At 35.0% G+C, this 16,771-nt stretch carries 6 protein-coding genes; all 6 read left to right on the top strand.

The window, feature by feature from the left end; genetic code table 11:
* The first annotated feature begins 40 nt into the window (after positions 1-40).
* The 6 genes from NLJ00_RS21540 to NLJ00_RS21515 all read left to right on the top strand — a co-directional run bounded on the left by NLJ00_RS21540 (position 41) and on the right by NLJ00_RS21515 (position 16,763).
* A complete protein-coding gene (locus NLJ00_RS21540) occupies positions 41-2,749 on the top strand; it encodes an alpha/beta hydrolase-fold protein (protein ID WP_256635359.1) in 2,709 nt (902 codons plus the stop codon).
* 75 nt (positions 2,750-2,824) lie between these two features.
* Positions 2,825-4,372: a glycoside hydrolase family 43 protein gene (locus NLJ00_RS21535; protein ID WP_256635358.1), complete on the top strand. Its 1,548-nt coding sequence runs from the start codon at positions 2,825-2,827 to the stop codon at positions 4,370-4,372.
* 41 nt (positions 4,373-4,413) lie between these two features.
* Positions 4,414-7,008 (top strand): xylan 1,4-beta-xylosidase, encoded by a 2,595-nt coding sequence (gene xyl3A, locus NLJ00_RS21530; protein WP_256635357.1) that lies wholly within the window; start codon positions 4,414-4,416, stop codon positions 7,006-7,008.
* Between the two features lie 39 nt (positions 7,009-7,047).
* Positions 7,048-8,991 (top strand): glycoside hydrolase family 97 protein, encoded by a 1,944-nt coding sequence (locus NLJ00_RS21525; protein ID WP_256635356.1) that lies wholly within the window; start codon positions 7,048-7,050, stop codon positions 8,989-8,991.
* A 118-nt stretch (positions 8,992-9,109) separates the two neighbouring features.
* The gene (locus NLJ00_RS21520; protein ID WP_256635355.1) at positions 9,110-13,240 is read left to right on the top strand and encodes a hybrid sensor histidine kinase/response regulator transcription factor; all 4,131 of its coding nucleotides are present in this window, start codon (positions 9,110-9,112) and stop codon (positions 13,238-13,240) included.
* Between the two features lie 514 nt (positions 13,241-13,754).
* The gene (locus tag NLJ00_RS21515) at positions 13,755-16,763 is read left to right on the top strand and encodes a SusC/RagA family TonB-linked outer membrane protein (protein WP_256635354.1); all 3,009 of its coding nucleotides are present in this window, start codon (positions 13,755-13,757) and stop codon (positions 16,761-16,763) included.
* Positions 16,764-16,771 lie beyond the last annotated feature (8 nt).

Below are 16,771 nucleotides of genomic sequence, written 5' to 3'. Positions count from 1 at the left end.
TCATTTTTAAATCTTCAAACCAAAAACAAATTTGTAAATAATGAAATCAATAAGCAGGTTTTTAAAATTCGTAATTCTTTTTTTAATAGTCCAAAATGGATATTCTCAAGATTCAGATTTTCATATTTATTTGAGTTTAGGACAATCCAATATGGAAGGTTACGCTAAAATTGAACCGCAGGATAAAGTTAATGTTAATCCGCGTTTTCAGGTTTTAGCTGCAGTCGACTGTCCTGAAATGGGACGTGAAATGGGAAAATGGTATACAGCAGTTCCGCCTTTGTGCAGATGTACAACCGGACTTACTCCAATAGACTATTTTGGAAGAACGATGATATCTAATCTTCCTGAGAAAATAAAAGTTGGCGTTATAAATGTTGCTGTTGGAGGCTGTAAAATAGAACTTTTTGATAAAGATAATTTTGAAACGTATGTTGCAGGTTCTCCGGATTGGCTAAAAAACATTGTAAAAGAATACGATGGAAATCCATATGCAAGATTAGTAGCAATGGCAAAAATTGCGCAGAAAACTGGTGTTATAAAAGGTATTTTACTGCATCAGGGAGAGTCGAATACAGGTGATACGCTTTGGCCCAAAAAAGTAAAAATTGTATATGATAATTTAATAAAAGACTTAAATCTCGATCCTAAAAAAGTACCGTTACTTTCTGGAGAAACCGTAAATGAAGATCAGAACGGTAAATGCGGCAGTATGAATGCAATAATTGCAAAACTGCCTCAGGTTATACCAAATTCCTATGTTATTTCTTCAAAAGGATGTAAGGCTGAACCTGATTTTCTACATTTTAATGCGGATGGTTACAGAGAATTGGGCAGACGTTACGCTGAAAAAATGTTATCATTATCCGGTTATGCATTATCTAATGGAAAAGAGTCTTTTATAGTTCAGGCTCCACTTGGATTTGATGTGGCTGACCCAAATGCAAAACAAGGAAAAATCGAGACTGTAACTTACGAATCTAAAACGGTAGGTTCCGTTAGAAAAGCTACAATCTATACACCACCGGGATTCAATAAAAAGAAAAAATATCCTGTTTTATACCTTTTACACGGAATAGGAGGCGATGAAAAAGAATGGCTGAACGGAGGAAATCCGCAGGTTATATTAGATAATCTTTATGCCGAAGGAAAAATTGAACCTATGATTGTCGTGATGCCAAATGGAAGGGCAATGAAAGATGACAGCGCTACAGGAAATATAATGGAACCGGAAAAGGTAAAAGCTTTCAGCGTTTTTGAACAGGATCTTTTAAAGGATTTAATTCCATTTATTGAAAAAAAATATCCGGTTTTAAAAGACAGGGAACACCGCGCCATTGCCGGTTTATCGATGGGAGGCGGACAATCTTTGAATTTCGGATTAGGGAATTTAGATAAGTTTGCCTGGGTAGGAGCATTTTCGGCCGCACCAAATACAAAGCTGCCACAAGAATTACTGCCTAACCCCGAAGAAGCAAAAAAGAAACTCAAACTGCTTTGGATTTCATGCGGCGATAAGGACTGGCTTATAGAAAACAGCTCACGTACACACGATTACTTATTCAAAAATAATGTGCCTCATATTTACTATATCGAACCGGGAGTGCATGATTTTAAAGTATGGAAAAATGGCTTATACATGTTTTCACAGTTTTTATTTAAACCAGTCGATCAGTCAAAATTTGCAGCATATACCATTTTAGGCAATCCTGCCCAGACTAATATCCGTAAAGCTGAATATCCTCAAATATTACCGGATAACAGGGTTATTTTTAAAATCAAAGCCCCGCAAGCCTCAAGATTACAAATTGATTTAGGCAAAAAATACGATATGGTAAGGGATTCAGAAGCATTTTGGACTGTAACAACTAATGTCATAAATCCGGGATTTAATTACTATTCGTTACTTATTGATGGTGTCGCGGTGGCTGATCCGGCAAGTCAATCATTTTATGGTATGGGACGTATGGCAAGCGGTATTGAAATTCCCAATAAAGAAGGGGATTTTTATGCCTTAAAAAATGTTCTGCATGGAGAGGTAAGAATCAAACAGTACTTTTCAAAAGTAACCAATTCGTGGCGTGAGATGTATGTTTACACACCGCCCGGTTATGAAAATGCCAGCGAAAAATATCCGGTTTTATATTTATTGCACGGAGGAGGTGAAGATCAGACAGGATGGGCTTCTCAAGGTAAAGCGAATTTAATTTTAGACAATTTAATAGCCGAAAATAAAGCAAAACCAATGCTGATTGTAATGCTTGACGGAAATGTAGCAGGAAGTGCAGGCTTCAATGAAAATGCACTTAAAGCTTTTGAAAATGAATTAAAAACAGAGGCAATACCTTTTGTAGAAAGTAATTTTAAAGCAGCAAAAGATCCTAAAAACAGAGCGCTGGCCGGTTTATCGATGGGAGGATTGCAGACACTTTATGCAGGGATTAAAAATTCAGATATGTTTTCCAGTATTGGTGTGTTTAGTTCAGGATGGTGGGCCAATAATACAGCTTTATCAGAACCTCAATATGAATTTATGAAAAACAATGCAGCAACAATTAATTCAAATATTAGAGAATTATGGATTTCAATGGGCGGTAAAGAAGATATCGCTTATGAAAATTGTAAAATAATGATGAAGAAATTCGACGAGATGGGAGTTAAATATAAATACAGTGAATATCCGGGCGGGCATACCTGGCCGGTATGGAGACACGATTTATTTCAGTTTGCCCCATTGTTATTCAATTGAAATCTTTTTTTTAAGATAACCAGTGTCCGAAAGTAATAGGAAAGTGTAAAGGTTTTTAATTCAGTTAGAAAGAAGATGAAAAAATATTTAAGTGTCATATTACTGTTTTTTGGAATTTCATTAGCTGCACAAAAAGCACAGAACCCTGTAATTTTTGCAGATGTTCCTGATTTGTCCATCATTAGAATTGGCAGTGATTATTTTATGAGCAGTACGACGATGCACATGAGCCCGGGCGTTCCAATTATGAAATCAAAAGATTTAATTAACTGGAAAATAATAAATTATGCTTCTAATACTTTAGGAAATACAGACGAACTAAATCTGGATAATGACAAAAACAACTATGGTCGAGGCTCTTGGGCAAGTAATATTAGATTTCACAACAATACATTTTATGTAACCACTTTTGCCCAGACTACCGGAAAGACTTATATATACACGACAAAAGATATCGAAAAAGGACCTTGGAAAGAAATTAGTTTTAGTCCGGCATATCACGATCACAGTATTTTGTTTGATGATGATGCCAGCGTTTATATGGTCTATGGAAATGGTAAACTTTTTCTCAAAGAACTAAAGTCAGATTTATCAGGAATAAAAGAAAACGGGTTAAATCAGGTTTTAATCGAAAATGCCAGCAGTCCGGCAGGAAATGCTATTATGCTTGGCGCAGAAGGTTCTCAATTGTATAAAATAAAAGGTAAATATTATCTATTTAATATTGTCTGGCCAAAAAACGGAATGCGCACAGTGCTTATTCACAGAGCCGATAAAATTACGGGACCATGGGAAGGGAAGATTGGCTTGCAGGATTTAGGAGTCGCACAAGGAGGTTTAATTGATACTCCAGACGGAAAATGGTTTTCGTACTTATTTAGAGACTACGGAGGCGTAGGACGTATTCCGTATTTTGTTCCGGTTAAATGGGAAGACGGCTGGCCAGTTTTGGGCGAAAACAACAAAGTGCCCCAATATTTAGATTTACCTGAAAGTAAAGGATTAATTCCGGGAATTGTGAATTCAGATGATTTTAATCGAAAGAAAGGAGACAACGATTTGCCCTTAGTCTGGCAATGGAACCACAATCCAGATAATTCATTTTGGTCAGTTAAAGAAAGAAAAGGTTATTTAAGATTAAAAACAGCTTCGATAACAAACACTTTTACCCAGGCTAAAAATACGCTCACACAAAGAACGTTTGGGCCAGAATGTTCAGGAATAACTCTGCTGGAAGTTTTTAAAATGAAAGAAGGTGATTTTGCAGGGCTTTCTTTACTTCAAAAAGATTTTGGTCTGGTTGGCATAAAAGCCGAAAATGGATCAAAAAGAATTGTCATGGTTGAAACCATAGATGGCATTTCAAAAGAAATTCAAAGCGTTCCCTTAACCGGAAATAAAATCTATTTTAAAGCAGCATGCAATTTTAAAGACAAAGCAGATTTGGGCCGGTTTTACTATAGTCTGGATGGAAAAGAATGGATTGGTATAGGAAACGTAATAAAACTGCCCTATACGCTTCCTCATTTTATGGGCTATCGATTTGGTCTTTTTAATTATGCAGAGAAAGATTTAGGAGGTTATGTTGATTTTGATTATTTCCATCTTGACAATAAAAATTAAATGATAAACTAAGAGTAAAATCTTTAATCAAAAGAAAAAACATGAAAAATAATTATCTATATCTTTTAAGTTTACTATGCTTTTTCAATTTAAACGCACAGCAGTATCCCTATAAAGATCCGTCGCTTAGTTCTAAAAAGCGTGCAGAAGATTTAATTTCCAGATTAACGCTCGAAGAAAAAGCAGCCTTAATGTGCGACCAAAGTGATGCGATACCCAGATTAGGAATCAAAAAGTTCAACTGGTGGAGCGAAGCCCTGCACGGTTATGCTAATAATGATAATGTTACCGTTTTTCCAGAACCCATTGGGATGGCAGCTTCATTTGACGATCAATTGGTTTTTCGTGTATTTGATGCAGTTTCAGATGAAGGCCGTGCAAAATACAATCAATGGATACAAAACGGAAATGAAAACAAACGCTTTTTAAGTCTTTCCGTCTGGACACCAAATGTCAATATTTTTAGAGACCCACGCTGGGGACGCGGACAGGAAACGTATGGTGAAGATCCTTATCTTACTTCAAGAATGGGAGTTTCGGTTGTAAAAGGGCTTCAGGGACCAGCAGATGCAAAATACCGAAAGCTTTTGGCTTGTGCCAAACATTTTGCCGTTCATTCCGGCCCTGAATGGAGCAGACATGAATTAAACCTGAACAATGTAAATCCACGTGAATTATACGAAACCTATCTTCCGGCATTTAAAGCGTTGGTACAGGAAGCCGATGTTCGACAAGTAATGTGTGCTTATCAGCGTTTAGACGACGAACCTTGCTGTAGTAATACAAGACTTTTACAGCAAATTCTTCGTGATGAATGGGGATTTCAATATCTGGTAGTTTCAGATTGCGGCGCCGTTACAGATTTTTATACAACCCATAAAGTTTCATCAGATGATGTGCATGCCGCATCAAAAGCTGTACTGGCAGGAACTGATGTTGAATGCGTTTGGGATAAATACTCTTTTAAAAAATTATCCGAAGCCGTTGATAAAGATTTAATTAAAGAAGAAGAAATCAATAAAAGTCTGCTTCGTGTTTTAATTGGTCGTTTTGATTTAGGCGAAATGGATGATGACTCGATTGTGCCTTGGACTAAAATTCCGGCAACGGTGCTAAACAGTAAAGAACATCAGCAGTTAGCTTTGGAAATGGCGCAAAAATCAATGACGCTTTTACAAAATAAAAACAATATTCTTCCTTTAAATAAAGCCATCAATAAAGTGGCCGTTATTGGATCAAATGCCGATAATGAACCCATGTTGTGGGGAAATTATAACGGAACCCCCAATAAAACGATTACGATTAAAAATGGAATTGAAACAAAACTCACTGCAAATAAAGTCCTATACGATAAATCTTGTGATTTAGTCGAAGATAAAGTAACGGATACTTATTTTGATCAATTTTCTTTTGAAGGAAAAAAAGGAATGAAAGCCACTTATTGGAATAATCCGAATAGAGAAGGGAATAGTGTTGTTTCGCAGCAAATTTTAAATCCTATAAAAATGACCACAGCAGGTCAGCATGAATTTGCTTCGGGAGTTAAACTAGAAGGATTTTCGGCAAAATACGAAACCGAATTTACAGCTAAAGAAACTGAAAATCTTGTTTTTAAAACCGGAGCTACCGGAGTTTTTGAATTATTTGTAGATGGAAAATCGATAGCAAAGTATACCAACTGGCGTACTGTTCCCGCCAAAATCCAATTTCCAGTTGAAGCAGGCAAAAAATATAAAATCGAAATTCTTTTTGCCCAGTCAAACGATTGGCAGGCTAATTTAGAATTTGATTTTGGAAAAGAGTTTGATATCGATTTTCAAGGTTTAATTCAAAAACTAAAAGGTATTGATATCGTGATTTTTGCAGGCGGACTTTCGACTTTACTGGAAGGAGAAGAAATGCCTGTTTCTTTTCCCGGTTTTAAAGGCGGCGACCGAACCAATATTGAACTTCCTGCCGTACAGAGAAAATGTTTAAAAGAACTGAAAGCAGCTGGTAAAAAAGTAATTTTTGTAAACTGTTCAGGATCTGCCATTGCTTTAACGCCGGAAACAGAAAGCTGTGATGCAATTCTACAGGCTTGGTATCCGGGAGAATCGGGAGGTCAGGCTGTCGCCGATGTTCTTTTTGGAGATTATAATCCAGCGGGAAAACTTCCAGTTTCATTTTATAAAAATTCAGATAAATTAGGCGACTTCGAAAACTATTCTCTTAAAGGGCGTACGTATCGTTATACGACAGATGTTTTGTTTCCGTTTGGTTTTGGCTTAAGCTATTCTAAATTCGATATACAGGCAGGAAATCTAAGTAAGAACAAGATAAAATTGAATGAAGATACACAGCTGAACTTTTCAATAAAAAATGCCAGCAAACGTGACGGAACAGAAATTGTTCAGGTTTATGTTCGAAAATTAAATGACGCAGACGGACCGTTAAAAACATTAAAAGCTTTTAAACGAATGGAGTTAAAAGCAGGCGAAAAGCAAAATGTAACGATCAATTTACCTGCTTCTTCATTTGAGTTTTATGATGCTAAAACCAGAGCAATGAATATCACTTCTGGAGAATACGAAGTTTATTATGGCAGTAGTTCTGATGCTAAAAATTTAAAAATGATAAAATTGGTCGTTCAATAAACGAAACTCAATAAAAAAGCAATTAATCTAAACTGTACTATGAGTTTTAAATATGTTATATGTTTATGTCTATTTAGTTTTTTAAACTTAAATGCACAATCGGTCGTAAAAAGCCCCGACGGAAAGCTTAAAGTTTCTCTTTTTGTTTCTAACGGTCAGCCATTTTACAGCCTTTCTTATAATGAAAAGACGTTTTTAGAAAAGTCACCGCTTGGTTTAAAAACTAATGTTGGGGATTTTACAACAGGATTAGTTTTAAAAACAGATCCAGTTCAAAATAAAATTGACGAAAGCTACCAGCTTCCTAATATCAAAAACAGTAATGTGCATTATGAAGCGAATGAAGCTGTTTTTTCTTTTACTAAAGAAAATAAAGCAGCGATCAATATTGTATTTAGGGTGAGCAATAACAATGCAGCTTTTAAATATAAGATATATCCGCAAAATGAAAGTCGTTGCTGCGTCATACAGGAAGAAGCTTCAGGTTTTCTTCTGCCGGAAGGCACAACAACATTTCTTTGTCCGCAAAGTAAACCAATGACCGGATTTGCCAGAACGATGCCTAGTTATGAAATGTCATATGCATTAGATGATTCTACGGGAAAAAACGGAATTGGCGAAGGCTACACATTTCCATGTCTTTTCAAAGTAAACAATAACGGCTGGATTTTACTATCAGAAACAGGCGTTGACAGCGGATATTGCGCCAGCAGATTAATAGGGCACGAAAAAGGATTATACAGCATTGGTTTTCCAATGACGGGAGAAAATAACGGAAACGGAACAACTTCGCCAGGCATACCGCTTGTGGGTGAAACGCCGTGGAGAACTATTACAGTTGGCGAAACTCTGGGCCCGATTGTAGAAACAACAATCCCTTTTGATTTGGTTAAACCAAAATACGAAGCCTCAAAAGAGTACCGATATACCAAAGGTTCATGGAGCTGGATTATGAAAATGGATGATAACACTACTTTTCCGGTACAAAAAGAATATATCGATTTTAGTGCAGTAATGGGATATCAGACTATTTTAGTTGATGCGCTTTGGGACACTCAAATCGGAAAAGAAAAAATTGCTGAATTGTCCAGATATGGTGTCGAAAAAGGCGTTGGCTTGTATTTATGGTACAATTCAAATGGATATTGGAACGATGCACCACAAGGACCAAGAGGAATGATGGACAACAGTATCATCCGCCGTAAGGAAATGGCATGGTTGAAAAGCATCGACGTAAAAGGAATTAAAGTAGATTTTTTTGGAGGAGACAAACAAGTCACCATGAAATTATATGAAGATATTTTAAAAGATGCCAATGATTTTGGTTTGATGGTTATTTTTCACGGCTGTACATTACCAAGAGGCTGGGAACGCATGTATCCCAATTTTGCCTCAAGCGAAGCAGTCTTAGCGAGCGAAAACCTGCATTTTGGACAAACAAGCTGTGACAATGAAGCGATTAATGCCGCTACACATACTTTTATTCGAAATACAGTAGCAAGTATGGATTTTGGCGGAAGCGCTTTAAACCAATTTTACAATAGTGAAAACACGCCCAACAAAGGTTCAAAACGAATAACTTCAGATGTATTTGCTTTAGCGACGGCTGTACTTTTTCAAAGTGGCGTACAGCATTTTGCATTGGCACCAAACAATTTAAATGATGCTCCGGTCTGGGCCGTAAATTTTATGAAAGAAGTTCCCACGGCTTGGGATGAAGTTCGTTTTTTAGAAGGATATCCGGGCAAATATGTAATCCTGGCCCGACGAAAAGGAACGAAGTGGTACATAGCAGGAGTAAACGCTCAAAAAGAAACATTGAGTTTAAAATTGAAACTCCCAATGATTGTTACCAATGCATTATTAACCTGTTATTTTGATGATGAAAAATTAAACGGAAAAGTAAAAACAATCAAACATAAAAGCAATCAGGAGGTTGAAATAAAGATTCCTTCTAATGGAGGAATGCTGCTGGTGAACTAACTAAAAGTTATAATGCGAATCGCAGATTGTGATCTCATTTATACTTAAAAAGAAACAGCCCAATATTGTATTTATAAAACAATATAAAATTGAACTTTAATTTAATAATCATTTTATAATGTCTTCAAAAAAATGTTTTAGAACCATTGCTATTTTGTTTTTTATAATCAACAGCTTGTTTTCTCAAAATACATTTGAAAACTATCAATTTCGTCTGGTAAATAATGAGACTTCAAAAAGCGGTATTTATACTATTGCACAAGATCAATTTGGCGTTATGTGGATGGGGACAAATGGTGCAGGTTTATATAAATATGATGGAATAAATTATGTGGGCTACGAGCAGGACTCAAAACGCAGCAATTCTATTAACAGCAATTTAATTTATACGGTTTATGTAGATAAGCAAAATCGCTTGTGGGCAGGCACCGACGAAGGATTGTGTCTTTATAATCGAAATTTGGATACTTTTGAGAATATTGATCTTAGGAAACCAAGCCAAAAAGAAACTGTAATTTCGGTAAGAAGCATTATTGAAGACAATAACGGCAATATCTTTTTAGGGACTTTTAATAATGGTCTGTTAAAGTTAAATGTGAAATCAAGGAAAATTACAAGCCTTAAATTAGACACTCCAAATGCCGTAAATTATTTGATTCATTGTTTAGTAAAGGATAAAAAAGGAACAATTTATTTAGGAACAAATTCTGGTTTAAAAGTAGTTGACTCGCTAAAAAATGAAGTTAAAAAAGTAAAAATTGCCCAAAACAATGAATTACTGTCAGGTACCATTATATCTATGTTTTTTGACAGTAAACAAAACTTATGGATTGGTAACGGATACAAAGGTCTGGTTAAAGCCAGTTTGTATTCTAAAGAAAAACAGGCTGTTACTTTTCCTATTACCAGAAAAAGAATTATGTCGATTGTGGCAGCAGATGAAAAAACTATTCTTTGTGCAACAGAAAATGACGGCTTAATCATTGTGAACGATCACGGTGTTGTTCAAAAAAAATACGAAAACAGTACCTTTAATAATCGCAGTTTAGGTTCTAATTCTGTCTGGTCGTTATATGTAGACAAAGAAAAAAGAATCTGGCTGGGGTATTATAACAAAGGTTTAGGTGTTTTTGACCGAATAAACAATAAGGTAAAAGGAATTGAAAGTCTGGCTGGAAATCCGCAGTCACTGCAAACCAATTGTGTTACCGGGATTGCCAAAGATCATGAAGGTCAGTTGTGGATTTCTATGGAAGGCGGAGGCGTCGATGTTTACAATCCGGAAACCAAAAACTTTAAGCATATTACTAAGACCGATGCTAGGTTTTATTCGGGATTAACGAATAATAATATTACCAAAGTCTTTATAGATAAAAAACAAAATGTCTGGCTGGCGAGCTGGAATGAGGGAATCTTTTTTTTGAAGAAAGGAAGCCGAAACTTTATTAATTACAACACAAAAAACACTCCTGATCTTGCCTCAGATAATATTATGAGTATTGCCGAAGATTCGAGAGGTGTAATATGGATAGGAACTTTTGCAAAAGGATTACATTATTTTACTGCTTCAGACGGTCGTTTTCATCATTGCAATCAGAAACCATTTTATGCCAACGGAATGGTGAATTTAGACATTAGGAAAGTAATGGTAGATTCAGATGATGCTGTTTGGGTTGGTTCAACAACAGGTTTGTATAAAGTCAGCACGAATGATTTTATTACTTTTTCTGTGACTTCCCTGCGCGATAAAATGTCAGAAAAACTCAAAACTCATAAAAGCATACACACTATTAATACTTTATATCAGGCCAAAAACAAAGAAATCTGGATTGGTACAGACGGCGCAGGATTATTTAGCTACAATAAAAAAAACGATGCTTTAAAATGGTATAGAAATTTTAATGGTCTTCATGAAAAATCAATATCCTCCATTATAGAATCAAATGACGGGCGAATCTGGATAAGCGGAAAAAAAGGAATCAGCAGATTGGATTTAAAAAACAAAACAACAGTCAATTACTCTACTTACGACGGTTTGTTTGGAAATGATTTCAATAACAATTCAGTTCTAAAAGATGAAAACGGAATCCTGTATTTTGGAGGCTACGAAGGTTTGAACTATTTTAATCCTGAGAATTTGGTCAAAAGCAAAAAGCAGCTTCCCATTTATTTTACAGATCTAAAACTTTTCAATAAATCAGTTGGGCCGCTTGAGAAAAATTCACCGTTAATAAAAGTAATATCCGAAACAAAAAAGATAATTCTTAAACATGATCAGTCTGTATTTACCATTGATTTTATTGGTATAAATTATTCTTTTCCCGCCAAAAATGAATTTGCTTATTACTTAGAAGGTTTTGAAGATTCATGGAATTATGTGGGCAGTAAAAGCTCTGCAACGTATACCAACTTAGCTCCCGGAAAGTATGTTTTTAAAGTTAAAGCGTCTGAAAAAAATGGAGCCTGGAGCCAGAAACCATTAGAATTAAAAATTGAAATTTTACCTCCGTGGTGGAAAACATCATTTGCTTATCTATTTTATTCGCTGTTAGTGCTGGCGGCCATTTATTTCGGAAATCAATATTATCAAAACAGGTTCAAACAGAAACAATTAATACAATTTGAACAGAAAAAAGCAGCTCAGATCGAAAAATTAAACGATAAAAAATTACAGTTCTTTACTAACATTTCGCATGAGTTTAGAACACCGCTTACTTTAATTTTAAATCCTTTAGCAGATATACTCAAGAACAATACGCAGGAACTTTCAGGCGGTGTTTTGAATAAACTGCAGACGATTCAAAAAAGTTCTGACAGACTTTCCCGATTAATCAACGAGTTGATGGATTTTAATCAGCTTCAGTTTAATAAAATGCCGCTCAAAGTACAGCAAATAGAGGTAGTGGGTTTTACAAAAGAAATTGTAAGCTATTTTGATGAAGAAGCGCAAAGCCGCGGAATTGAACTGCAATTTGAATCAGATAAAAAAACATTAAACGATTGGGTTGATCCTAAAATGTTTGAGAAAATTATTTTTAATGTGATTTCAAACGCTTTTAAAGTTACTCCAGATAATGGAAAAATAGCAGTAAAAGTAGTAATTGACGAGGAATTAATTTATTTTCCATTATTACAGCCTGCTTACAGTAATCCGTCTTTTTCAATTATTATTAAAGATACGGGTGCGGGACTGGATAAAAAAGATATTAAGCGAATTTTTGACCGTTTTTATCAGGTAAACAATTTAAATAAAGCCTATTACGGAAGCACAGGAATAGGGCTTGAAGTAGTTCGCGGATTTGTAGAACTGCACAAAGGAGTTATTGAAGTAGAAAGTGCATTAGGAGCCGGAACCACTTTTAAATTAATATTTCCGATTGGAAAAGATTTCTTCAATGAAAATGAAATATTGCAGGAAGAATTTAAAAAAGAGAAAAAAATAAGTTTCACACCAACCATCGAAAAAGAAACCGTTCAATCACCAGATGATCAGGAACAAAAAGATCGTGTTTACACTATTTTGATTGTTGAAGATAATGTAGAATTACGGAATTATTTAAAAAATGAGCTCAAGAAAGAGTATAAAGTAATCACGGCAGAAAATGGTCAGATTGGTTTAGAAACAGCGTTGCAAAAACAGCCTGATTTGATTTTAACAGATGTGATAATGCCTGTTATGAATGGTTTAGAATTGTGCAAAAACATTAAAGCAGATTTAAAAACCAGTCATATTCCGTTAATGATGTTATCTGCAAAAGCACTGGTCAAAGATAAATTAGAAGGAATAGATTCCGGTGCCGATATGTATTTGAGCAAACCATTTGATATGGATATTTTAAGGTCCAGTTTAGTGCAGCTGCTTAAAAGCAGGCAGATTATGTTTAATAAATTCTACAACGGCATTACTCCAAAGGCAAAAGAAAAAACGACCACACTGGATAATGAATTCATAAAAAATGTACTGAATTATATTAATGAAAACATCAATGAATATGAGTTGAGTGTTGAGGTTTTGGCATCAAAAGTATTTTTAAGCAGAAGCCAGTTGTATCGAAAAATTAAAACATTAACAGGTGTTTCGGTAAATGAATTTATACGAAATGTTCGTTTAGAAAAAGCCAAAGAATTGATAGAGCTGGGCAATGACAATATAACTGAAATTAGTATTAAAACGGGCTTTAGTTCTCCTTCTTATTTTACAAAATGTTATAAAGAAAAATACGGGCAGCTGCCTACGCACAGCAAATAATTTATTGATTTTGAATTCCACTTAAAGACGGTTTATGCCGTCTTTTTTTTGTTTTAATAATTAAAAATCAAAGTAATAAACAATAAAGTCATTTTTAGAAATTACGGAATAATTGTAATTGAAGCCTTTTTTTATTTCATGCTTAAAAAAGGAATAACATAATTATTAAAATCCTATTTCTGTTTTATTCGATAAATCGCTCAAAAACCGTCAATATGGCTGTTTCTGTAGTTTTCATGCTACAAAATTGATAGTTTTTGCATCATTTTTAATAGACAAAATTTAGGTTAAGCTTATATTTTTGGATGTAAGAAAAATTAAATAACCCAGGAAAACAAGTATTAACCTTTTTAAAAATTACAGTATGAATTGAAAACCAAATTATGTATTGAATCCTTATTTGTATCAAAATTTAAGAGCTATAAAAACCACTTTTAAGTTTTAGAATAAGCATTACAATAACTAAAACTTTACAACCAAATAACTATTTAAACTAATCAAAAAACCAATTGAAATGATGTTAAAATTGAAATATGCAATAATCACATTGCTGATAATCAGCAGTCATAATATGATGGCACAGTCAAAGACCATACAAGGGGTAGTTACAGATCCCTCGGGGTTTCCTTTGCCGGGTGCCGGTGTTAACGTAGAAGGCTCACAAAACAGTGCCGCTACAGATTTTGACGGGAAGTATACTTTAAAAGGTGTGAACCCTACAGACAAAATTACATTTTCGTTTGTTGGCCTAATTTCACAAACAATCACTGTAGGTACCAGAAATACTATTGATGTTACCTTAGCTTTATCCACACAAAGCTTAAATGAAGTTATTGTAGGTTACGGAACTCAAAAGAGAACCAAGGTAACCGGAGCAATTTCAACAGTAGGTTCAAAAGATATTGCCGCAGTGCCAATTACAAATGCAGAGTCAGCTTTACAAGGGAGAGCCGCGGGTGTTACAGTTGTAAATGGTGCTCCGGGTTCTAATCCTACGGTTACCATTCGTGGTTTGGCTACAATGGGAAACAGCGCTCCCTTATATGTAATTGACGGAGTTTTAACCAGTAACTTATCAGGACTGAGCCCTAATGATATTGAATCGATGTCTGTTTTAAAAGATGCTTCAACAACAGCTTTATACGGTTCAAAAGCTTTTAACGGAGTAATTATGGTTACTACTAAAAAAGGTAAAAAAGGACCAGGACAGCTAAACTTTAGCACTTATGCAGGTTTTCAAACTATTACAAAAAGATATGATGTTTTAAATACACAGCAATATCTGCAGTATGCTAAAGATTTAGGAAGTGATTTAACGGCAAGAGCTGCTGAATTTGGCAATATCAATACCAACTGGCAGGATCAAATTTTTCAAAGCGGTGTAATGCAGGATTATAATTTGAGTTTCTCAAATGGTACAGAAACTTCTACGGCCCGTTATTCTGCCGAATATTTGAAACAGGAAGGAGCTGTTATTAATACTGGTTTTGAACGTTATTCGTTTAGAGCTAATAATACGCAGGATATTGGCAGACTTAAGGTAGGAAGCAATATGGGAATATCTTTTAGTAAAATCAATCCGGAGCGTAACTCAGGAGGAAGAACACTATTAGAGCATGCTATTAAAATGGCGCCTTATTTACCGGTTTATAACGGAGCAAATTTAGGAGGCTATCAAGGCCCAAGCGCAATTGATGGTAATGATGCCGAAAATCCTGTTCGTGTAGCTAATTTAGGATATCAAAAAATTAATAATTTATCTATAATAGGAAATATCTACGCTGAATTAGAAATTTACAAAGGCCTGAAATTTAAATCACAAGTTTCATTAGATTACTTTACAAGCAAGGATCATACTTTTATTCCTAGTTTTAATGATGGTTCCTATCATAAACAAGCATTTTCAACAACCAATGAAACAAATACCCAAGGTCAAAATATTGTTTTTGATAATAGTTTAACTTATAAAACTACTATTGCGGCGAAACATAATATTGAGGTATTAGGAGTTATAACTAAAATTGACGGAAAAGGACAGAATTTAGCAGCAGGAAGCCGTTACTATATTTCAAACGAAATTGATCAGCTGCGATATAATGAAGGTAGTTTGAGTTCAGGAAATTTTGAAGAAAAAAATATTGGATATATCGCCCGTATCAATTACGATTACGATGATAAATATATACTTGCAGTTTCAGGACGTAGAGATGCTTCATCTCGTTTTGGAGCAAATAACCGCTGGGGTAATTTTTACTCATTTGCTTTGGGCTGGAATATAGCCAAAGAAAGTTTTATGGCAGATTCTGTTTTTAGTACACTAAAACTTAGAGCAAGTACAGGAACAACAGGAAATGACAGAATAGACAATTATCAATACGCAGCGACATTACTTGCTGATTATAATTATCCAATTAATGGAGGAAATGCACCAGGTGTTTCTCTTGGCGTTGCTTCTAATCCTGACCTGAAATGGGAATCTAAAAAAGATAGAAACATCGGTTTAGATTTTGGTTTGTTTGACGAAAAATTCACGGGATCTTTTGAATACTTTAATAATAAAAGCAGTGATATTCTTTTTGCAGTTCCGTTAGCGGCCTCTGTAGGATCTGCCGGCGGTGGAACTCAAATTCAAAACATTGCCGATGTGAAGGTATCAGGATATGAAATATCATTAGGTTACAATGACAGAAAAGGAGATTTTACATGGTCTGCCGTAGCTAATTTAGGAACAAGTAAAAACGAAGTAACAAGTTTAGCGCCGGGAGTAACCAGTGTATTAGGCGGTCCAACAGCAAGAGCAGGTTTAGAAAACTTTTCAAGACTGGAAGTAGGTCAGCCGTTATTTTACTTTTATGGTTACCAAACAAATGGAATTTATCAAAATCAGGCAGAAGTAGACGCCGTTTTTGGTCCGGGTCAAACTAATATTAAGCCAGGTGATATTCGAATTGTTGACCGTGATGGAAATAAAATAATCAATTCAAATGATAAAACTAATATTGGGAATCCATATCCGGATTTTACTTATGGTTTAAACCTTACGGCAGCTTATAAAAATTTTGATTTCAACTGCTTCATAACTGGAGTTCAGGGAAATGATATTTACAACGCCAATAAATTTGATTTAACAGGAATGAACCGTTTGTTTAATGCCAGTACAGAAGTTTTAGACAGAGCAATTGTTGTAAATGGTGTTGTAACCAATCCATCGGCTACTTTACCTAGAGCGCAGGGAGCAGATATCAACTGGTCTTCGGCTAACCAACGCTATATTGAAGATGGTTCTTATACTAGATTAAAAAATATCACTTTAGGATATACCTTATCAGGAGAAACATTTGACAGCCATTTTTCAAATATTAGATTCTACATAAGTGGTCAAAACCTTATTACGATTACAAATTATTCTGGGTTAGATCCTGAAATTGCACGCGCAGATACTAATGCAAATTCTGCGGGTATCGACTTAGGAAGATATCCACAGCCTAAATCAGTAATTTTTGGACTTGATGTTAAATTTTAATATATAAG

Source organism: Flavobacterium panici, from assembly GCF_024499525.1.
In the GTDB taxonomy this organism is placed as follows: domain Bacteria; phylum Bacteroidota; class Bacteroidia; order Flavobacteriales; family Flavobacteriaceae; genus Flavobacterium; species Flavobacterium panici.
This window is presented reverse-complemented; position numbering and strand designations above follow the sequence as displayed.